The organism is Vibrio sp. Y2-5 (assembly GCF_014596725.1).
Taxonomy (GTDB): domain Bacteria; phylum Pseudomonadota; class Gammaproteobacteria; order Enterobacterales; family Vibrionaceae; genus Vibrio.
In genome coordinates this window covers 19,439-39,865 of the sequence record NZ_JACVEG010000001.1, presented here as the reverse complement: position 1 = coordinate 39,865, position 20,427 = coordinate 19,439, and the positions used below count along the sequence as shown (strand labels likewise).

The 20,427-nt window shown below is 44.4% G+C and carries 21 protein-coding genes and 1 other RNA gene; 5 read left to right on the top strand and 17 right to left on the bottom strand.

Annotated features, from left to right (window positions below; translation table 11 throughout):
• Positions 1–30: 30 nt before the first annotated feature.
• The 9 genes from murD to rsmI form a co-directional block, all read right to left on the bottom strand.
• Complete coding sequence (gene murD / locus HUO09_RS00195; protein ID WP_188232656.1) at positions 31–1,359, bottom strand: UDP-N-acetylmuramoyl-L-alanine--D-glutamate ligase; 1,329 nt, start codon at positions 1,357–1,359, stop codon at positions 31–33.
• A gap of 74 nt (positions 1,360–1,433) precedes the next feature.
• Positions 1,434–2,516: a phospho-N-acetylmuramoyl-pentapeptide-transferase gene (gene mraY / locus HUO09_RS00190; protein ID WP_188232655.1), complete on the bottom strand. Its 1,083-nt coding sequence runs from the start codon at positions 2,514–2,516 to the stop codon at positions 1,434–1,436.
• The gene (gene murF / locus HUO09_RS00185) at positions 2,513–3,874 is read right to left on the bottom strand and encodes a UDP-N-acetylmuramoyl-tripeptide--D-alanyl-D-alanine ligase (protein ID WP_188232654.1); all 1,362 of its coding nucleotides are present in this window, start codon (positions 3,872–3,874) and stop codon (positions 2,513–2,515) included. The genes mraY and murF overlap by 4 nt, the downstream gene beginning before the upstream one ends.
• Positions 3,871–5,355 carry a UDP-N-acetylmuramoyl-L-alanyl-D-glutamate--2,6-diaminopimelate ligase gene (murE, locus tag HUO09_RS00180; RefSeq protein WP_188232653.1) on the bottom strand — a complete coding sequence of 495 codons (1,485 nt, stop codon included), beginning with the start codon at positions 5,353–5,355 and terminating at the stop codon, positions 3,871–3,873. The genes murF and murE overlap by 4 nt, the downstream gene beginning before the upstream one ends.
• 20 nt (positions 5,356–5,375) lie before the next feature.
• Positions 5,376–7,133 carry a penicillin-binding transpeptidase domain-containing protein gene (locus HUO09_RS00175; RefSeq protein ID WP_167410786.1) on the bottom strand — a complete coding sequence of 586 codons (1,758 nt, stop codon included), beginning with the start codon at positions 7,131–7,133 and terminating at the stop codon, positions 5,376–5,378.
• A complete protein-coding gene (gene ftsL, locus HUO09_RS00170; protein ID WP_167410787.1) occupies positions 7,130–7,447 on the bottom strand; it encodes a cell division protein FtsL in 318 nt (105 codons plus the stop codon). The genes HUO09_RS00175 and ftsL overlap by 4 nt, the downstream gene beginning before the upstream one ends.
• 7 nt (positions 7,448–7,454) lie before the next feature.
• A complete protein-coding gene (gene rsmH / locus HUO09_RS00165; RefSeq protein WP_167410788.1) occupies positions 7,455–8,405 on the bottom strand; it encodes a 16S rRNA (cytosine(1402)-N(4))-methyltransferase RsmH in 951 nt (316 codons plus the stop codon).
• A 186-nt stretch (positions 8,406–8,591) separates the two neighbouring features.
• Positions 8,592–9,021: RNase P RNA component class A (rnpB, locus tag HUO09_RS00160), an RNA gene on the bottom strand.
• Positions 9,022–9,112: 91 nt separating this feature from the next.
• On the bottom strand, positions 9,113–9,976 hold the full coding sequence (gene rsmI / locus HUO09_RS00155; RefSeq protein ID WP_188232652.1) for a 16S rRNA (cytidine(1402)-2'-O)-methyltransferase: 864 nt from the start codon (positions 9,974–9,976) through the stop codon (positions 9,113–9,115).
• Between the two features lie 70 nt (positions 9,977–10,046).
• Here rsmI and HUO09_RS00150 point away from each other — a divergent pair, with 70 nt between their 5' ends.
• From HUO09_RS00150 to HUO09_RS00135, 4 genes are read left to right on the top strand one after another with little or no spacing between them, the layout of a single operon-like run.
• Entirely contained in the window at positions 10,047–11,864 is a 1,818-nt protein-coding gene (locus HUO09_RS00150; protein WP_188233165.1) for a penicillin-binding protein activator, read from the top strand.
• Entirely contained in the window at positions 11,836–12,207 is a 372-nt protein-coding gene (locus HUO09_RS00145) for a YraN family protein (RefSeq protein ID WP_167410790.1), read from the top strand. The genes HUO09_RS00150 and HUO09_RS00145 overlap by 29 nt, the downstream gene beginning before the upstream one ends.
• Before the next feature lie 3 nt (positions 12,208–12,210).
• Positions 12,211–12,801 carry a phosphoheptose isomerase gene (locus tag HUO09_RS00140; RefSeq protein WP_042480478.1) on the top strand — a complete coding sequence of 197 codons (591 nt, stop codon included), beginning with the start codon at positions 12,211–12,213 and terminating at the stop codon, positions 12,799–12,801.
• A 16-nt stretch (positions 12,802–12,817) separates the two neighbouring features.
• Positions 12,818–13,390, top strand: a complete 573-nt coding sequence (locus HUO09_RS00135; RefSeq protein WP_188232651.1) for a BON domain-containing protein — start codon at positions 12,818–12,820, stop codon at positions 13,388–13,390.
• 70 nt (positions 13,391–13,460) lie between these two features.
• Here HUO09_RS00135 and sspB read toward each other — a convergent pair whose 3' ends face one another.
• The 8 genes from sspB to zapE all read right to left on the bottom strand — a co-directional run bounded on the left by sspB (position 13,461) and on the right by zapE (position 19,755).
• Entirely contained in the window at positions 13,461–13,931 is a 471-nt protein-coding gene (gene sspB, locus HUO09_RS00130) for a ClpXP protease specificity-enhancing factor (RefSeq protein WP_167410792.1), read from the bottom strand.
• A gap of 12 nt (positions 13,932–13,943) precedes the next feature.
• Positions 13,944–14,579, bottom strand: coding sequence for a stringent starvation protein SspA (sspA, locus tag HUO09_RS00125; protein ID WP_167410793.1), 636 nt, complete (start codon positions 14,577–14,579; stop codon positions 13,944–13,946).
• A gap of 99 nt (positions 14,580–14,678) precedes the next feature.
• The gene (locus HUO09_RS00120) at positions 14,679–15,416 is read right to left on the bottom strand and encodes a cytochrome c1 (protein ID WP_167410794.1); all 738 of its coding nucleotides are present in this window, start codon (positions 15,414–15,416) and stop codon (positions 14,679–14,681) included.
• A complete protein-coding gene (locus HUO09_RS00115; RefSeq protein WP_042480494.1) occupies positions 15,413–16,678 on the bottom strand; it encodes a cytochrome bc complex cytochrome b subunit in 1,266 nt (421 codons plus the stop codon). Before HUO09_RS00115 ends, HUO09_RS00120 begins: the two co-directional genes overlap by 4 nt.
• On the bottom strand, positions 16,678–17,271 hold the full coding sequence (gene petA, locus HUO09_RS00110) for a ubiquinol-cytochrome c reductase iron-sulfur subunit (RefSeq protein WP_042480497.1): 594 nt from the start codon (positions 17,269–17,271) through the stop codon (positions 16,678–16,680). Before petA ends, HUO09_RS00115 begins: the two co-directional genes overlap by 1 nt.
• A gap of 331 nt (positions 17,272–17,602) precedes the next feature.
• Entirely contained in the window at positions 17,603–17,995 is a 393-nt protein-coding gene (gene rpsI / locus HUO09_RS00105) for a 30S ribosomal protein S9 (RefSeq protein WP_042480501.1), read from the bottom strand.
• A gap of 15 nt (positions 17,996–18,010) precedes the next feature.
• Complete coding sequence (rplM, locus tag HUO09_RS00100) at positions 18,011–18,439, bottom strand: 50S ribosomal protein L13 (RefSeq protein ID WP_167410795.1); 429 nt, start codon at positions 18,437–18,439, stop codon at positions 18,011–18,013.
• Between the two features lie 212 nt (positions 18,440–18,651).
• Positions 18,652–19,755, bottom strand: a complete 1,104-nt coding sequence (gene zapE, locus HUO09_RS00095) for a cell division protein ZapE (protein ID WP_188233164.1) — start codon at positions 19,753–19,755, stop codon at positions 18,652–18,654.
• Positions 19,756–19,905: 150 nt separating this feature from the next.
• Here zapE and zapG point away from each other — a divergent pair, with 150 nt between their 5' ends.
• Positions 19,906–20,346 carry a Z-ring associated protein ZapG gene (zapG, locus tag HUO09_RS00090; protein ID WP_167410796.1) on the top strand — a complete coding sequence of 147 codons (441 nt, stop codon included), beginning with the start codon at positions 19,906–19,908 and terminating at the stop codon, positions 20,344–20,346.
• The last annotated feature ends 81 nt before the right edge of the window (positions 20,347–20,427 follow it).

Here is a 20,427-nt window from a genome sequence, read left to right as displayed (position 1 = left end):
CCTTTCGATTACTTGACGCTTAGGCGCTAGTTACTTATCTGCAAATTGTTTAGCTAGAGCGGCAAACTGCTCGCCTCGATCCATAAAGTTTTTAAACTGATCCATACTGGCACAAGCGGGTGACAGCAACACCATATCGCCCTTATTTAACTCAGAATGAATGGTTTTAACTACCTGTTCCATAGTCTCAAATCGACGTGCTGACGGGTGAAGAGGCATAAACTGATCACCATCGGCGCCAAAACAACAAAGCTGAAGAGGTAAAGTAGCAAATACAGGCTTGAGTGAAGAGAAATCCGCCCCTTTACCGAGTCCGCCTACCAACAAGTACAAACGCCCTTCCAAAGACAGGCCTGATAGCGCGGCTAGCGTGCTGGCTACGTTTGTAGCTTTAGAGTCATTTACCCACTTAACACCATTTTTGTCTTCAACTACCTGACAACGATGCGTCAATCCAGTGTAAGACTTCAATGCTGTGAGCAGTGAGTCACTGTATTCAATACCAGCCGCTTTCAGTAACGCTAGAACGGTTAAAACGTTGGCTATATTGTGACGCCCGACTAAGCTCAGCTCTGCCGATGGTAATACAGCTTCATCAACAGCCATTAACCATTCTTGCCCTTGGCTCTCTTGAGTGTAGAAATCCGCAGGATTATCTAGACCAAAACTCACCAGATTGGCGCTGTTTGAATCTGGATAGGTTTGACGATCATCGGCGTTCACAACTAAGGTTTCAGCATGTTCAAAAATACGCAATTTAGCTTGGCGGTAAGATTCCATACCGTCATAGCGATCCATATGATCTTCAGAAAGATTTAAAAATGCTGCCGCTTTAAGCTTTAGGCTGGAAGTTGTTTCAAGCTGAAAACTCGAAAGTTCAAGTACATAAAGTTCAGAATTTTCGGAGAGCAAATCGAGTGCAGGCACACCGATATTGCCACCAATCGATGTTTTAATCCCAGCCGCATTACCTAACACACCCATGAGGTCGGTAACCGTACTTTTACCATTGGAGCCTGTAATCGCAACGACTGGTTTTTGCACCTGCCAAGCAAACAGTTCGATATCCCCCACGACAGGAATGTTGGCAGCAATAGCTTGTTGAACCTGCGGTGTCGCTAAGGCTATTCCCGGATTTGCCACGATCAAATCTGCTTCCAACAACCAATCCATATTCCAGCCGCCGCTATGTAAAGCAACGTCTGCCGGAAGCTGTTCTTTACTCGGCGGATTTTCGCGAGTATCAATGACTTTCACCTCAATTTGAGGATGAAACTTTCGCAGATAATTAACGACAGAGAGCCCGGTAATACCGAGCCCTACGACCACAACATGCTGAATGCCTTGCCAACGGTCCATTTTAAATCCATATCCTTTGGGGATGTTCCCCAATCATTATTTCTGTTTAGCTCGTAACTAACGTACTTTAGCTGTTAACGTACTTTAAGAGTCGCTAAGCCAATTAAAACTAACACAATAGAGATGATCCAAAAACGCACGATGACGCGCGGCTCTGGCCAGCCTTTCAGTTCATAGTGGTGATGAATTGGCGCCATACGGAAAATACGTTGACCACGTAGTTTGTATGAACCCACCTGTAGGATCACGGAAATGGTTTCCATAACGAATACACCGCCCATGATAACCAATACAAATTCTTGGCGAACAAGTACAGCGATGGTGCCTAAAGCGCCACCAAGAGCCAGAGAACCTACATCGCCCATAAACACTTGTGCAGGGTAAGTGTTAAACCATAAGAAACCTAAACCAGCACCAACAATAGCGGTACACACAACCACCAACTCCGAAGTGTACGGGATATATGGAATGTGAAGGTAACTTGCAAAGTTAACGTTACCCGTTGCCCATGCAATCACACCAAAACCAGCCGACACAAGCACAGTTGGCATAATAGCAAGACCGTCTAAACCATCAGTAAGGTTTACGGCGTTACTGGTGCCAACAATGACAAAATAAGTCAGAACAATGTAGAGCATTCCCAACTGAGGCATGATGTCTTTGAAGAACGGAACAACAAGTTGAGTCGCAGCCGTATCTTTACCATGGGTATACAATGCAAAAGCAACAACCAAAGCAATTGCTGATTGCCAGAAGTATTTCCAGCGGGCAATCAAACCATCGGTGTTTTTACGCACCACTTTACGATAATCATCCACAAAACCGACGGCACCATAACCACCAAGCACCGCTAATACTGCCCACACGTAAGGATTGGAAAGATCCGCCCAAAGTAGAACTGTGGCAAAAATTGACGCTAAGATCATCACACCGCCCATAGTCGGTGTTCCACGCTTACTAAAGTGAGATTCTGGTCCGTCATTACGAACGACTTGACCAATTTGCAGAAGCTGTAAGCGCTTAATTAAGTGAGGTCCCATCCATAACGACAATCCAAGTGCAGTCAAAATGCTCACAATTGCTCGAAATGATAGGTATTCGAACAAACGAAAAAACGAAAAATATGGCTGGAGTAACTCCGCTAGCCAAATAATCATGAGTAATTCTCCTTAAGAGCAGCAGCAATCTTACTCATACCTGCACTATTAGCGCCTTTGACTAACAGCACATGAGAACGATTCTGTTGTTGTTCTAGAACCTGCTCGATGAAACTGATCATCTCTTGATGACTTTCAAAATGCTTACCATGACAAACATCGCTAATCACTTTCGCGTCAGCGCCATAGGTCAAGACAAATTCAAAATTGAATGGTGCAGCATGTTCTCCGACTTGTTGGTGAAGTGCAAGACTTTCGTCACCCAACTCCGCCATATTGCCTAAAATTAACCAACGGCTGTCAGAAAAACTCGCCAACAAGTCAACCGCAGCCTTCATAGCCGGAACACTCGCGTTATAACTGTCATCAATTAAGGTGATGTTATCTGCTAATTTTTGCACATCCACTCGGCCTTTTACCTTCGGTAAATGAGACAAGCCAAATTGAATTTCGTTGAGTGTCGCACCCATTTCAATTGCCAGAGTCGATGCCGCTAACGCATTAGACACGTTGTGCTGACCAATGATGTTTAAAGAAATACGGATTTCACCAACGGGTGTCACCATATCAAATGACGCTTGACCGGCTGAATCCAGTTCAACATTCTTAGCATGAAAATCTGCACTCGTGTCCAGGTCTGAAAAGGTTTTCACCGTTTTGTCAGCCAACACAGATTGCCACAGTTCGCCACCATTGCTTTCAAGATTAACTATCGCCGTACTTGCAGCTTTTAAACCTTGATAAATTTCACCTTTGGCACGTTTCACACCGTTAATAGAGCCGAACCCCTCCAAGTGTGCAGCAGCCACGTTGTTTACTAAGGCAACGTCTGGTTGAGCAAGTTCGGTGGTATAAGCGATTTCACCAATGTGGTTTGCACCTAGTTCGATGACCGCGTAATCATCTAGCTCCGTCGAACGAAGCAGAGTCAGAGGCACACCAATATCATTGTTAAAGTTACCCGAAGTGAAAAGTACCTGTCCTTTGGAAGACAAAATACTCGCCACCATCTCTTTGACGGTGGTTTTACCACAGCTGCCAGTAATCGCCACTGTCGGTGTCGCGCATACTTGGTGAACCCATTGACCGAGTTTACCTAATGCTAATTTGCTATTGGCAACAATTAACTGCGGTAAGGCAATATCTAACTCTCGTTCCACCAAAAGCGCACAAGCACCATTATCTAAAGCTTGTTGTGCGAAGTCATGAGCATCAAAACGTTCACCGACTAGTGCGACAAACAGAGCCTTCTCAGGCACCTGACGAGTGTCTGTAGTTACCGCTTCGATGTTGCAATCTTGACCGACTAAACGTGCACTTAAAACTTCACTTAACTGGGATAACGATGTTTTGATCATAATGCTAACCCCAACAGTGTTTGTGCAGACTCTCGGTCTGAATAATGAATGGTTTCATGCGCCATCACTTGATAATCTTCATGGCCTTTTCCGGCCAGTAGGATGATGTCGTCCGCTTCAGCGTTATCAACCGCAAATTTCGCTGCCAAAAATCGGCTGTGCTCAACCTGAGCTTCGTTCGGTTTGGCTAGGCCTGCCAGCATATCTTGTACAATAGCGGCCGGGTCTTCACTACGCGGATTGTCATCAGTGAGGATGACACGATCGGCAAACTTTTCAGCAATCGAAGCCATCATTGGACGTTTACCCTTATCTCGGTCACCGCCACAACCAACAATTGCCCATAGTTTACCACGACAATGAACTCGAAGAGCCTGAAGCGCTTTTTCTAGTGCGTCAGGGGTATGAGCGTAATCCACAACCACTTTTGCTTTGTTTGGCACTTGGAACAACTCCATGCGACCAAGCACTGGTTTTAATTGAGGTGCTGTTTTTATCAACTCTTCTTTAGCAAACCCTAAAGCCAGCATAGCCGCAAAAGCCTGTAAAACGTTTGATGCGTTAAATTCACCAATCAAAGGCACATGCAGTTTGCCAGCACCCCAACTACCGTCAAAGGTAAGGGTGATTCCTGTTTCTGCATAATTAACCTGCGTTGCCCAAAGCGCTCGCTCTGTATTCGGTTTTGATTTCAGAGAAATACCAACAGCGTGAGGTAACCTAGCGCTCCACTCCAAGCCTACTGCATCATCAACGTTGATGATCGCATTTTTACATTGGTGCTCGGTGAAGAGAGAAAACTTAGCCTTCGCATACTCTTCCATGGTGCCGTGATAATCCAAATGGTCACGACTTAAGTTCGAGAATACACCGACATCGAAACTGAGCTTTTTCACTCGCCCTTGCACCAAACCGTGGGAAGATACTTCTAATGCGGTGAACTCTGCCCCTTGCTCAGAGAGTTGATACAGCTGAGCTTGAATATCAATCGCGCTACCAGTGGTGTTTGCTGCAGGAGCTAAGTTAGCGAGGAAGCCATTACCTGTGGTCCCCATCACTGCTGCTTTTTTCCCTAACAAATCAATCCATTGTGCAATAAGCTGAGTGATGGTGGTTTTACCGTTGGTCCCGGTAACGCCCACTACACGACTCTGATGATCTCCATAAAGATTTCCAGCCAGCTCAGACAAATGCTGTTCAAGTTGATCAATATAGATAACCGGAACATCCGATTTCCATTCAACATCGCCGTGATTTTTGAGTGGACACGCTTGAGCTAATACGGCATTCGCTCCACGCTCGATAGCGGCATCTATGTATTTTCTGCCGTCTACGGTATGACCAACAATAGCGACAAAGGTATCACCAGCCTGAATTTTACGGCTGTCGAGATCTAAACGAGTAATGGAGATATTAGCCCAAGCAGGGTTTGCTTGAAGCCAAGGGGAGATAAGTTCAGATAAAGCCTTACTAGTGTTCATTCGGATTCTCACACTAATTGTTATTCTTGAAATTTGTTTTCGTCAGGGACAATGTTCAGAATTTGCAATGCCCCTTTCATGATCTCTGAGAAAACAGGACCCGCTACTGCGCCGCCGTAGTAGGAATCACCTTGTGGTTCATTGACCATAACCACCAGAGAAATTCTCGGGTCGCTTACAGGAGCAACTCCTGCGGTGTAGGCAAAGTATTCGTCACTATAACCACCAGCAATGGCTTTACGAGATGTGCCTGATTTGGCGGCAATACGATATCCAGGAACCGCAGCTTTAACGGCCGTACCACCGGGTTGAGTCACTGTTTCTAACATTTCCAGTACCTGTTTGGCGTACTTAGCTTCCACCACTCGATGGGACAGATCCTGTTGATTGTTTTCGATAATGTGAATAGGTTGGTAAACCCCGTAATTGCCTAAAGTAGCATAAGCATGAGCTAACTGAATCGGGGTAACCGCCAGACCATATCCAAAAGCGAGCGTAGCAATTTCAAATTGTGACCAGCGATTGCGGCTAGGGAAAATACCTGCGGTTTCACCAACAAGGTTTAGTCCCGACATTTCACCCAGACCAACTGAGTTATACATTCCCAACATCGCTTCGAGAGGCATCTTAAGTGCAAGTTTCGTCACACCGACGTTACTCGATTTCTTTAGAATCATCTGTAGATTAGCTTTACCGACTTTAGATGTATCACGCACACGGCTACCACCAATCCGCAGCACGCCATCACCTGTATCAATAATGGTATTTTCATCTGCAATACCATTCGCCAGAGCAGCAAGAACCACAAAAGGTTTCACTGTAGATCCTGGTTCAAACGCATCCGTAATCACACGGTTGCGCATTTTAAAACTTTGCCAGTCGCTACGGTTATTCGGGTTATATGACGGCGCATTTACCATCGCCAATACAGCACCGGTTTTTACATCCAACATCACAGCTGAAGCTGACGTTGCCCGGTAATCGGCCATCGCCTGTTTCACTGCGCGAAAAGCGATTGCTTGCAGACGTTGGTCAACAGTAAGTTGCAGTGGTTTCCCTTCCTCACTCTCTTCTAGCGAGATATTTTCAACTACGCGACCATATCTGTCTTTACGGATAATACTTTTGCCAGATTCACCAGTCAGCCATTTATCGTAACTGCGCTCTGCGCCTTCCAGACCATGGCCATCAATACCTGTCACACCAATAAGGTGTGCACTGACTTCACCTGCGGGATAGTAACGACGAGATTCCGCTTTAAGACCAACACCTTTTAGCTTTAACTCTCGAATATACTTAGCCATCGCAGGACTGACTTGGCGTTGAAGATAGATAAAGCGACGAGTACGGTTATCTGAGATTTTTTTCAACAATGCATTGCGGTCTAAGTCCAGTACATCAGCGAGCGCATGCCAACGATCCTTTTCCTGCAAACCGCCATGTTTAAAGATCGCTACCGGATCTGCCCATACGGCTTCGACAGGAACACTTACGGCTATCGCCTCACCATTTCGGTCTGAGATAATACCGCGTGCAGAGTGCAATTCTTTTGCACGAATAGAGCGCATATCCCCTTCGCGAATCAAGTTGTCCGGTTCGATGACTTGGATAAAAGCAACACGCCCTATAAGCGCAGCCATAGCGGCCAGAAGAAAGAAAATAAGAAGATAGAAACGCCAACGGATGAAAACTGGAGCTGGCATCGCTTCTTTAGATGGAGCAGGTTTAGTGGCGGATTTGTTAGATTTAGCTTTTGCTTGAACGGGCTTTTTTTTCATTTCAGGTTAACCACAACTTCCTTATCCGCATCCGGACGTTTCATTTCCAGATCTTTTTCAGCAAGTTCTTGAACTCGGCTGTGTTCAGCAAGCGCTGTTTCTTCGAGAATCAAATTGCGCCATTCATTATCCAATCTATCCCTTTCCATAAAAGCCTGATCTTTTTCAGAAATAGCTTGGCGAGTGTGGTGGGTGGTAAACACAACGCCCATAGCACTCGCAAAGATCAAGATTAATAACACTAACGGCACCCGACCTACAGTAAACAGGTCAATGACGATCAGTTTGGCAAGGTTAGTCTTAGATTGAGGCATAAATAAATCAGAGTTTCTCAGCAATACGCAGAACCGAACTGCGTGAGCGTGGATTCATTTCAACTTCTTCTTTCGAAGGCATAATTGCTTTGCCTATCGCTTTTAAATTCGCGCTACCCAAAGCTTTGATTTGATCTTGAGTAAGAGGAATACCATGAGGTACTTCAGGACCTTTACTCTCTTTACGGATAAAGCGTTTCACCATACGGTCTTCTAACGAGTGAAAGCTGATCACCGACAAGCGCCCTTCTGGAGCTAAAATAGATGCCGCCCCTTTCAATGCGGTATCAATCTCTTCTAATTCACTGTTGATGTAAATACGGAAAGCTTGGAAAGACCGGGTTGCTGGGTGCTTCTTCTCTTTAAAACTTTTCGGCGCGGCATCAGAAATCAACTTAGCTAACTGACTGGTACGCGTTAACGGCTCGTTCTCTTCGTCTTCACGATAAGCAACAATTGCTTTAGCGATACGGCGAGCATGTTTGTCTTCACCAAACTCACGAATAACCCAAGTAATGTCATCAAGGTCAGCTTCCATTAACCACTGAGAAACAGGGATGCCTGACGTCGGATCCATACGCATATCCAGAGGGCCATCTTTCATAAAACTGAAGCCTCGCTCTGCATCATCAAGTTGTGGCGACGATACACCTAAGTCAAACAGCACGCCGTCTACTTTTCCAACTAAATCATAACGCTCAGCATATTCAGCGATACCAGAGAATGGACCATGTACGATAGTGAAACGAGGATCATCAATCTTCTGTGCTTCTGCTATTGCTTGAGGATCGCGGTCAATACTGTATAGGTGACCGTTTTCACCCAGCTTGGACAGAATGGTACGACTGTGGCCACCACGACCAAAAGTTCCATCAATATAGATACCATCAGGTTTGATCGCTAAGCCATCAATTGATTCATGAAGAAGTACAGAAATATGTTGGAAAGAGTCAGTCATAAGTTTCTCGTTCTGCGGGCCAGCCCGTCAATAATCATCTTGTAGTGTACCGAATTATTACACTACTGCTACCCATAAGCGCTTATAGGGCGTGACATTGCACCAAGTTTAGTGGTTTTGCTATCAACTAAGTCAATATAAAGCAAAAAACCCATCATAACGAGGTTGTTATGATGGGTCTGAAATAGGTGGAGTCGACGTATAAGCCGGGTTCTGTTCCGCTTGCGCGGCAGTAGCCATTCGTCTAGGCCAGCAATCACTCACTGGCTCAAGCAACCTACCCGCCTCCTTACGCGAGCAACGCAATGTGGAGGCCTATTTGGTCTTGCTCCGGGTGGAGTTTACCTTGCTACGAACTGTTGCCAGTCGCACGGTGCGCTCTTACCGCACCCTTTCACCCTTACCTGATCCCTTGCGGGCCATCGGCGGTCTTCTCTCTGCTGCACTTGTCGTAGGCTTGCGCCCCCCAGGCGTTACCTGGCACCCTGCTCTATGGAGCCCGGACTTTCCTCCCCTTTGTCAGTCTCCCGAAGGACGTCAACGTCAGTCTCCCAAAGGACTTCAACGCCAGTCTCCCGAAGGACATCAACAAAGCAGCGACTACCCAGTCAACTCCGAGCGCGAATTCTATAGATAACTCAACTCAGTGTCTAGGAAGAATGCCTTTTGCACGGTAATTAACACTCAGGTGCTTAAAATCCAGACGATTAATCCAGATTTTCCAATCCCCACTTATACAGCGCATTTTTCTTCAAGTTGTAGATTTCAGCAGCAAGCGCTGCTGCTTTCTTTAGCGGTAATTCTTTAGTCAAAATCGCTAGCGTACGCAGCGCTTCATCTGGGAGAGCTTCATCTGCTTGCTCTCTGTGACCGTGAATAAGCAGTACCATTTCGCCACGTTTGCGATTTTCGTCTTCTTCAATCCATTCAATCAGATCACCAAGCGGCATCCCTTGAATTGTTTCAAAGGTTTTCGTCAACTCACGAGCCAAGACCACTTCACGTTCTGGCCCAAGCACAGACAACATATCTTGCAATGATTCGGTAATGCGGTGTGGAGATTCATAGAAGATACAGGTACGCTCAACTTTTGCGATTTCCATAAATTTATCTTTGCGGCCTTTGCTTTTGGCCGGTAGGAAGCCTTCAAAGCTAAAGCGGTCTGATGGCAGACCAGAGGCACTTAATGCAGTGATAACAGCACATGCACCAGGAAGTGGCACAACTTTAACTCCAGCCTGACGACATTGAGTCACCAAATGGTATCCTGGGTCACTGATAAGTGGTGTTCCAGCATCTGAAACCAATGCAATTGATTCTCCAGCTAACAATTTTTCAACTAATACTTGAGCTTTTTGTTGTTCGTTGTGATCATGCAAAGCGAAGGTTTTGGTTTGGATATTAAAGTGAGCAAGTAATTTGCCGGTATGGCGAGTATCTTCTGCTGCGATAACATTAACACTTGAGAGCACGTCTAAGGCGCGCTGGGTAATATCCCCTAAATTGCCTATCGGAGTAGGAACAATGTATAAAGTTGGGACTTCTACTGGCAAGGTTTTGTTATCTGTCATTTGTTTACCATCACTTCAACGATTAATATAGAGACAATTTCACTCGGGATAATGAAAAGAACTCATGGCTATAAATAACCATCAGAGAATCAGTGTACCACGCTTACTCGCTCCAGTTGCATTAGCAATCACGTTAGCAGCTTGTTCGTCTAAACCTTCAGCACCTCAATATGTTGATATCACAGGTGAAGCGAACCAGCCGACACAAAATTATCTTATGAAAGCCGACAGTAGTCAGGGGAGCTTGCAGAATGATTGGTTAATTATGGCCATGAAAGCCTCTATCGCGAGTAACAACACCGAACAAGCTCAGCTACTCATTTATCGACTGTCAAAACAAAACCTTAGTGAAGTACAACAAGCTGAGTGGCAAATGAGCAAAGCTCAGCTTTCTATGAATGCCGAGCAGTATACTCAAGCTCTCAAGCAGCTGAACTTTAACGCACAATGGGCATTAGCTGACTCTCAATGGGTGCAATACCATCAAATGCGAGCAGATATTTTTACCGCGCTGGATCGTCCTTTTGACACTAGCCGCGAATTGTCTGCGTTGTATGGCATGATCCCAAGCGATCAAGAAGAAGCCATTTCTGATCAGATCTGGGCTAATTTGCAACGCTATTCAGGTCAAACTATCACTCAACTGACGACGAAACCGGAAGAAGATATTTTGGATGGTTGGTTACAATTGGCTGTCTATGTAAAAACTTACGGCAGCGATATTCCACAGTTGAAGAATACGCTTGAAAAATGGTTGGAAGAAAATCCTAACCATCCGGCAGCAACCTATACACCAAAATCGATTACAGATATCTTAAATCTCACTATCATCCAGCCGGTGAACACTGCACTATTGCTGCCACTAACAGGCAAGTTTGATAAACAAGCTCAGTTAATTCGCGATGGTTTCATCATGGCAATGATGAATGATGAAAAGCGTGAAGATAACGCAACACTTACTATCATCGATACCAATACTGAGTCTTTAGAAGCAATAAAAGCCAAAATTCAAGAGAAGCAGATCGATTTCATCGTGGGTCCCCTGCTTAAAGAGAACATCGCACAGATGCAGCAACATAGGACTAGCGATCACGTGATCCCAAGTCTCGCGTTGAACATTCCGGATGAATTGATCGAAGGCACGGATATTTGTTATCTCGCACTCTCTCCAGAGCAGGAAGTTGCACAGGCAGCTAAACACCTCGCAGCTGAAGGCGCGCAATATCCTCTAATCCTCGCTCCTCAAAGCAGTTATGGCGAACGCGTTGTTGAAGCCTTCAATGAAGAGTGGCGTAAATACAGTGATAACAAAGTAGCTGTAAATCTGTTTGGTAACAAACGTCAGCTTCAACGCAATATAAACAATGTATTTGGTCTGCAAGATAGCCAACAGAACATTGCTCAAATGGAAAGCTTACTTAACATCAAGCTTGAAAGTCAGCCTCGTAGCCGCCGCGATATCGATGCGGTATACATAGTTGCAAGCAGTGACGAACTGACTCTGATTAAGCCATTTATTGAAGTGGCTATTAACCCGGACACGCGTCCACCAAAGCTTTACTCAAACTCAAAAAGTAACGGTGGTGGTCGCCAATATGAAGACCTAACTGGCGTAAGCTACAGTGACATTCCTCTTCTCATTCATCCTCAGGCAGAAATTTCTGAGCAGATGGAACGATTGTGGCCTAAAGATTCTAACGCTGAACGTCGATTACAAGCTCTGGGTATGGACGCTTATCGCTTAATGGTTGAACTTCCACAAATGAAAACCGTCGAAGGATATACCATTGATGGACAAACAGGTGTACTTAGCATTGATGACCAATGTGTAGTACAACGCGAAATCAGTTGGGCTGAGCATGGCACTACTTCTGAGCAAACGCAGTAAAGGCCAGCAGTTTGAACAAATGGCGGCGGAATATCTACGCCGTCAAGGTTTATCTCTAATCGATAAAAACTTCCTTGCTCGGGGTGGTGAGTTAGACCTGATAATGAAAGAAAGCAGCACCATCGTTTTTGTCGAAGTAAAATACCGTAACAGTCAAAATTATGGTCACGCAGCCGAAAGTGTGACCAGACAAAAACAGCACCGCTTGATCAAAGCAGCTAATTGGTGGATGCTCAAGCAAGGCTTAAATGCTGATGCTACAGATTTTAGATTTGATGTGGTCGCTATTCACAGTGGTGGCAACCATATTGAGTGGATAAAAAACGCAATTACCGAAGGATAATCAATGCTAGAAAGCATTAAAGACAGTTTCACTGAAAGTATTCAGATTCAAATCGCAGCAGCAGAAGCACTGCCAGATGCTATTTTACATGCCTCACAGGCGATTGTTGCTAGCCTGTTGAACGGCAGCAAAATTCTCTGTTGTGGTAATGGTGGTTCATCTTCTAACGCTCAACAGTTTGTCTCATGTTTACTTAACCGTTTTGAAACTGAGCGTCCTAGCTTACCTGCAATGGCTTTAACGGCAGACATCACTACTTTGACTGCGGTTGCTAACGACTACCACTATCAAGAAGTATTCTCTAAACAAGTTCGCGCATTCGGTCAGCCGGGCGATATCTTACTTGCTATTTCAACCAGTGGTAACAGTAAAAACATCATCAAAGCAATGGAAGCTGCGGTAACTCGCGATATGACCATCATTGCGCTTACAGGTAAAGATGGTGGTGAAATGGCGGGTTTGTTAGGTGAGAATGATGTGGAAATTCGTATTCCATCTCATCGTACTGCTCGCATCCACGAAGTACATATGCTCACACTACACTGTCTGTGCGATTTGGTTGATCAGGTGCTATTCCCATCCCACGAAGAATAACAGTAGAAGGTTTGTTATGAAGTCTCTCCGCCTAGCGTTAATATTAAGTGCCGCAATGAATTTGTCAGGGTGTGCCGGGTTATTTATCGCTGGCGCTGCGACGACCGCGAATTTAGTGACAGATCCTCGAACGACACAACAGATTTGGAACGACAACCAAATTGAGTTTGAAGTGGCAGGCCTTGGCAACAAAGCACCTTACAGAGGCGCAGCTCGGTTTGTTGCAAGCTCATATCAAGGAACTGTCGTTATTCTTGGTCAAGCGAGAAATGCCGAATTACTAGACCAATTTATTGCTCAAGCACAAAAAGTCAAAGGTGTGAAAGAATTGCATAATCAGGTCAAAATTGCCGAGCCTTTGTCCGTGAGTGCAATAAGTAACGATAGCTGGATAACAACCAAAGTAAAATCAGCTCTGCTGGCAGATTCAAACCTTAACGGCACAAAGATTAAAGTGATTACAGAAGCCAAAGAAGTGTATTTATTTGGCTACGTATCTCATGAACATGCCGATAAAGCGACAGAAATTGCGCGTAACATCTCAGGCGTGAAGCAGGTAATCAGAGCCTTTAAATATGGCAATGAATAAAACTGAACAAAAAGTTCAAAAAGAAAAAGCAGCTCAATGAGCTGCTTTTTTTGTGTTATTTCACGACTTATTACTTCACAACACGCAAACTTGGTTTGCCTTTTGGACGAGGTGGCTCATCATCTGACGGAGCATCATCAATAGAAGATTCAACTTCGATGTTTTCGTCTGTGACATCTTCCACAATCATATCTGAATCAAGCTCTTGCTCGTAAGCTGGCTCTGGATCAAACATGGTTCCGGCACCGTTTTCACGTGCATAAATCGCTTGTACAGCGTACAACGGAACAACAACAACTTGTGGTCGGCCACCAAATCGAGCATTGAAAGTAACTTCATCGTTACCTAACTCTAAGTTACCGACAGCACGAGGTGCCACATTAAGGATGATTTGTCCATCTTGTACGTATTCCATAGGAACTCGAACACCACGCATCGTCGCGTCTACAACAAGATGAGGAGTTAAATCGTTTTCTAGCAACCAATCATAAAATGCACGTAGCATATATGGTCGACGAGGTGTCATTTGATCAATATCCATCAAATACAACCATTAACGAGCAAGACGCATCTCGCGTTCTGCTTCAGTTAGAGAAGCTAGGAATGAATCGCGCTCAAATACACGGTTCATATAAACTTTCAGCTCTTTAGACCCAGGGCCAACTAATTCGATACCTAGCACAGGTAAACGCCATAATAGCGGAGCCAAATAACAATCGATTAAGCTGAACTCTTCACTCATAAAGTATTCATATTCAGCAAATACTGGTGCAAGAGTTAGCAAATCGTTACGTAGTTTGTTACGTGCAGATTCAGCTTCTTCACCTTTGCCGTTAACGACTTTTTCAGCAAGTGAATACCAGTTTCTCTCAATGCGATAAATCATTAAGCGGCTATTACCACGAGCTACCGGATAAACAGGCATTAGTGGCGGGTGTGGGAAACGTTCATCAAGGTATTCCATGATGATTTTTGAATCATAAAGCGCAAGCTCACGATCGACTAAAGTAGGTACTGTTTTGTATGGGTTAAGCTCAACTAGCTCAGCTGGTAAGTTATTATCCTCAACCAACTCAACCTCAACACTGACACCTTTTTCAGCCAGCACAATACGAACCTGATGGCTATACATATCAGATGCACTTGAAAATAGAGTCATCACAGAACGTTTATTGGCAGCTACAGCCATGGAGCCCTCCAGCACACTTACACAGATACAAAAAACAATGGAGGCTAAGCCCCCATTGCAGAATTAAATACTAGGATTTAGCGCGGTATAATAGCACAATTAGTGCACATCACGCCAATATTCTTTCTTAAGTGCCACGACAACGATAGTGAACACAACTAAGAATGCGAATACCCACCAACCCATAGCTTGGCGTTCCAATTTAACAGGTTCGCCTGAGTATTCCAGGAAGTTAACCAAATCCAGTACAGCTTGGTCATATTCCCCTGCACTTAACTCACCGTTACCTTGAGACTTAGTACCGACCACAACCTTAACTTCTTCACCATTGACTTCATGAGTATCGAAAATAGGTTCTGGCGTACCTTGTAGCTCTTCAAGAACATGTGGCATACCTACACTCGGGAAAACGATATTGTTTACACCAAATGGACGGCTTGGGTCCGCATAGAATGAGCGCAAGTAGGTATATAGCCAATCAGCACCACGTACGCGTGCGACTAGAGTCAAATCTGGCGGTGGAGCACCAAACCATTTTGCAGCTGATTTATCAGGAATCGCGTTTTCCATCAACTCACCAATCTTAGTGGTTGGGTTGAAAATAAGATTCTCTTTCATTAAATCTGCTGGAATGCCTAAATCCGTCGCAACACGTTCATAACGTTGGTATTGCGTAGAGTGACATCCAAAACAGTAGTTCATGAATAACTTGGCACCACGTTGCAAAGATGCTTGATCCGTTAAATCATTTTCTGCTTTATCTAAATGTACATTTCCACCTGCTGCCATCACCATCGATGGCAACAATGCAAACAAAATTACAATCCATTTTTTCATTTGAATGTCACCCTCTTTGGTAGTGGCTTGGTTGCTTCATTTTTACTGTAGAAGAACAGCAATACGAAGAACATGAAGTAACCTAAACTAAAGATTCGAGCTAGTAAGGTATAAGTTGGCGTCGCTGGTAGCGCACCAAGAATACCTAAAGCAATGAAACAAATGGTAAATTGAATAATGTTGATTAAATGCAACTTACTGCGGTAGCGGTAAGAACGTACTTTACAACGGTCCAACCAAGGCAATAGGAACAGCACGACAATCGAGGCACCCATAGCAACAACACCAATCAGCTTATCCGGAACTGCACGCAAAATCGCATAGAACGGCGTGAAGTACCAAACTGGCGCGATGTGCGCTGGCGTTTTCAGTGGGTTTGCAGCTTCAAAGTTAGGCGGCTCAAGGAAGTATCCACCCATTTCTGGGTTGAAGAACAACACGTAGCTGAACAAGAACAAGAAGCCAGCAACACCAACCATATCTTTTACCGTTCCATAAGGATGGAAAGGAATAGAGTCGATGATGTCGTATTTCTTAGAGTAGTAGTCGTGGAACTTGAACTGCGATTGGTAATCGTCACCCATAGAGCCTTTAGGCAACTTGGTTTCGATACCATCAGGGTTGTTTGAGCCCACTTCATGCAGAGCAAGAATGTGCAGAACAATCAACAGTAGTAACACGATTGGTAAAGCAATTACGTGCAGTGCAAAGAAACGGTTCAACGTTGCACCAGAGATTACGTAGTCGCCACGAATCCATAGTGTTAAGTCATCACCGATGACTGGAATCGCACCAAACAGAGAAATGATTACCTGAGCACCCCAGTAAGACATTTGTCCCCAAGGTAGCAAGTAACCCATAAACGCTTCAGCCATCAGCACCAAGAAAATCAGCATGCCGAACAACCAAAGAAGTTCACGAGGTTTTTGATATGAACCGTAGATTAAGCCTCGGAACATATGCAGATACACAACCACGAAGAATGCAGAAGCGCCCGTTGAGTGCATGTAGCGTAGCAACCAACCGAACTCCACATCACGCATGATGTATTCAACAGACGCGAAGGCACCTTCACCAGAAGGAACGTAGTTCATCGTCAACCAAATACCCGTTAGGATTTGGTTAACCAGCACCAACATCGCCAAGGAACCAAAAAGGTACCAAAAGTTGAAGTTCTTTGGCATTGGATATTCAGAAAGGTGCTTTTTATACGCGTTCATCGCGGGTAGACGTTTTTCTACCCAATCAAGTAGAGCTTGCATTATGCCTCCCCTGTTTCATCGAGACCGATGACAATTCTTGTATCGCTTAAATACATATGCTTCGGAATGACCAGGTTCAGTGGTGCAGGTACGCCCTGGAACACACGTCCAGCCATGTCAAACTTCGAGCCGTGACAAGGACAGAAGAAACCTGACTTAACGCCTTGGACTTGCTCACTGAAAGAATCCGGCAAATAGCTTGGCGAGCAACCTAGGTGCGTACAGATACCCACAGCGATGAAATATTCAGGCTTAATTGAGCGATAAGTGTTTTGAGCGTAATCCGGCTGCTGTTCTTCACCAGAATTCGGATCACGTAATTGATTATCGTGCTCTTTAAGAGCATCAACGATTACTTGAGAACGGCGAACAACCCATACAGGTTTACCACGCCACTCAACACGAACCATTTGCCCTTCCTCGAGTTTGCTTACATCAACCTCGACAGGGGCGCCGGCCGCTTTTGCTTTCGCACTTGGGTTCCAAGATTTTATAAAAGGTACAGCAACTGCCGCCGCTCCTAACCCACCGACAACCGCAGTTGTCGCAGTTAAGAAACGTCTGCGACTGTTGTTCAAAGGCGCATTGCTCATCCAGACATTCTCCCATTTGCTCCTTGTGGATTGCTGTTATTCCGCTTAAGAGCATGGCTAACAAAATACTAATTTAGTTGTATTTATTTGACGGCAAATGATAAATAAAACCCTACTTTTTGACAAGATAAAGCTACCTTTTCGTAACATTTGTGAAGCAAACCCTAAGTTACGTCACAAAAGGAAGTAAGGCTGTAAAAGTTTCGGAAGTGATTATTGATAAATGAATTTTTTCAAAGGTGTAGAAAAACAAAAAGCCCGGCATAAGCCGAGCTTTTTTTGTTCCCATCCAGTAAAACTGGACCAACGAACATCTTCCAGTAAAGAAAGATTAACGTTTTGAGAACTGTGGACGACGACGTGCTTTACGTAGACCAACTTTCTTACGTTCAACGCAACGAGCGTCACGAGTAACGTAGCCAGCCGCACGTAGTGCAGGACGTAGTGATTCATCGTATTCCATAAGAGCGCGAGTGATACCGTGACGGATAGCACCTGCTTGACCAGAAATACCACCACCTTTAACAGTGATGTATAGATCTAGTTTCTCTACCATCTCAACTAGCTCAAGAGGTTGTTTAACAACCATACGAGAAGTTGGACGACCGAAGTATTCATCAAGGCTACGCTTGTTGATTACGATGTTGCCGCTGCCTGGTTTAATAAAAACGCGTGCAGCTGAGCTTTTGCGACGGCCAGTGCCGTAGTATTGATTCTCTGCCATTTCCGATATCCCCAATTAGATGTCTAGTACTTTAGGTTGTTGAGCAACGTGGTTGTGCTCAGCGCCTGCGTAAACTTTAAGCTTACGGTACATAGCACGGCCTAGAGGACCTTTTGGAAGCATACCTTTAACCGCTAGCTCAAGTACCATCTCAGGCTTACGCTCGATCAGCTTCTCGAAGCTGAAAGATTTTAGGCCACCTGGGAATTCAGTGTGACGGTAGTACATTTTGTCTTTAGCTTTGTTACCAGTTACAGCAACTTTCTCCGCGTTAACAACGATGATGTAATCACCAGTGTCTACGTGTGGAGTGTATTCAGCTTTGTGTTTGCCACGTAGGCGAGATGCAATTTCACTTGCTAGACGGCCTAGAGTTTTACCTTCAGCGTCTACAACATACCAGTCGCGTTTTACAGTTTCTGGTTTAGCAACGAATGTTTTCATGCTAATAATAACCCGTTAATTAAAATTTACACTTAAAGGAGCAAATTGCTCCCACTGTCTAAGAGCCCAGACAACACCCCTTCGAGTGGGTGGTACTCCCGGCCTAAAAAGACCTGCAGTAACGGTGGGTCGCAGGATTATAAAGAAGAGTGAAGGAAAAATCACCTCTTTTTAAACAAAAAAGTCATTTTTCCTTATCAATATTGTAAGGATTACGCTAAGTGTTCCTGAGCTAGGTAATCATGGCTTTGCATCTCAATTAAACGAGACTGGCAACGCTTAAATTCAAACTCCAGCTGTCCATGCGTATAAAGCTGCTCTAACGGCACTTCTGCTGAAATAATGAGCTTCACATTTCGCTCATAAAACTCATCAACTAAGGCAATAAACCGTCTCGCCGCATCATCGATGGTGCGATCCATCTGTTTAACTTCAGCAAGTAACACCGTGTGGTAAAGTTTTGACAGCTCAATATAGTCATTTTGACTCCGAGCCGTCTGGCACAGTTGTGCAAATGACGCATAGAGCAAACCATCATTAGCTTCTATAACATCAATAGTACGGTGGTTGATCTCTATCTGACACTGTTTCGGCTTTTCACTGCCCGCTAATTGCCCATAATACTTATCAAGATTTTCTGACGCTTTCGTATCCAGCGGATAGTGATAAATTTCCGCTTGTTGCAATGTTCTTAAACGGTAATCCACACCACTATCCACATTTAAAATCTGGCAATGTTTTTCAATCAGAGCAATAGCGGGTAAGAACCGTGCACGCTGCAAACCATTTCTATAGAGATCATTAGGCGGGATATTGGACGTTGCAACTAAGACAACACCTCGCTGGAACAAGGCTTGAAATAGCGTTCCCAAGATCATTGCATCAGTAATATCAGATACAAAAAACTCGTCAAAACAGATAACTACAGCTTCTTTACTGAACTTATCAGCAATCAACTCCAGTGGATCACTGACATCATCCAACAGTTTTAACTCATCATGCACCCGATACATAAAGCGATGAAAGTGCACCCGCATTTTTTTATCGGTTGGCAAAGCGTCAAAAAAAGTATCCATCAGATATGTTTTGCCGCGCCCTACTCCTCCCCAAAAATACAAACCTTTAGGTAGTTGAGGTTTTTCTTCTTTTTTTCCCAGTAGCTTTTGCCAGCGAGATGGTTTGACCACTGGCGTATTCAGGTAATCAATAAGCTGATGATAAAGGTTATCTAAGGCGTTTACCGCCATAGCTTGTGCTTCATCTTGTTGAAAATCCGACCTTTTTAAATCTTGTTCGTATCGTTGCTTCGGAGTCATGACTATCTGCTCAAAAAAAGAGGGAAGAAACTGCAATGTAGAGCACATGCTTTTTGCTTTATCCATTCGAGGACTCATAGTACCATGAGACATACGCATGTGTAACCAGCTGGTGAAAAACATGTTAAATAACAACAATAAGGAGCTGTTATGCCTTGGATTTATGCGATTGTTGGATTGTTAGTTGGCCTTGTTGCCGGCGTTGTGATTTCTCGTTTAACCACGCCTCAATATAAAGCACAGAAATCCTTACAAAAAGATTTAGATGGTGCGAAGTACGCACTCGAACAACAGCGTCAAGAGCTCGCTGATCACTTCGCCCAAACTGCTGAAATGCTTGATACCCTTGGCAAAGACTACACCAAGCTTTATCAGCACATGTCCAAAACCTCTAGCGAGTTACTTCCAAATCTTCCAGAGCAAGATAATCCGTTTGTTAAACAGGTTGCTCAACAAAAAGAGGACAGCAATACTGACGATACGCTAGAAGAGCAGCCAAAAGATTATGCTTTAGGTGCAACAGGCCTCTTAAAGAGCGAAGAAAAAACCATTCTCCGTTCTTCAGATGTTATCGATGTTAAAGCGAGTTAATTAATATTCAATATTGATAACAATCAATCTCTAGTGAACTTTAAAAAGGTTTTTGAGTCATAACTCTCACTGAGTCTGTTG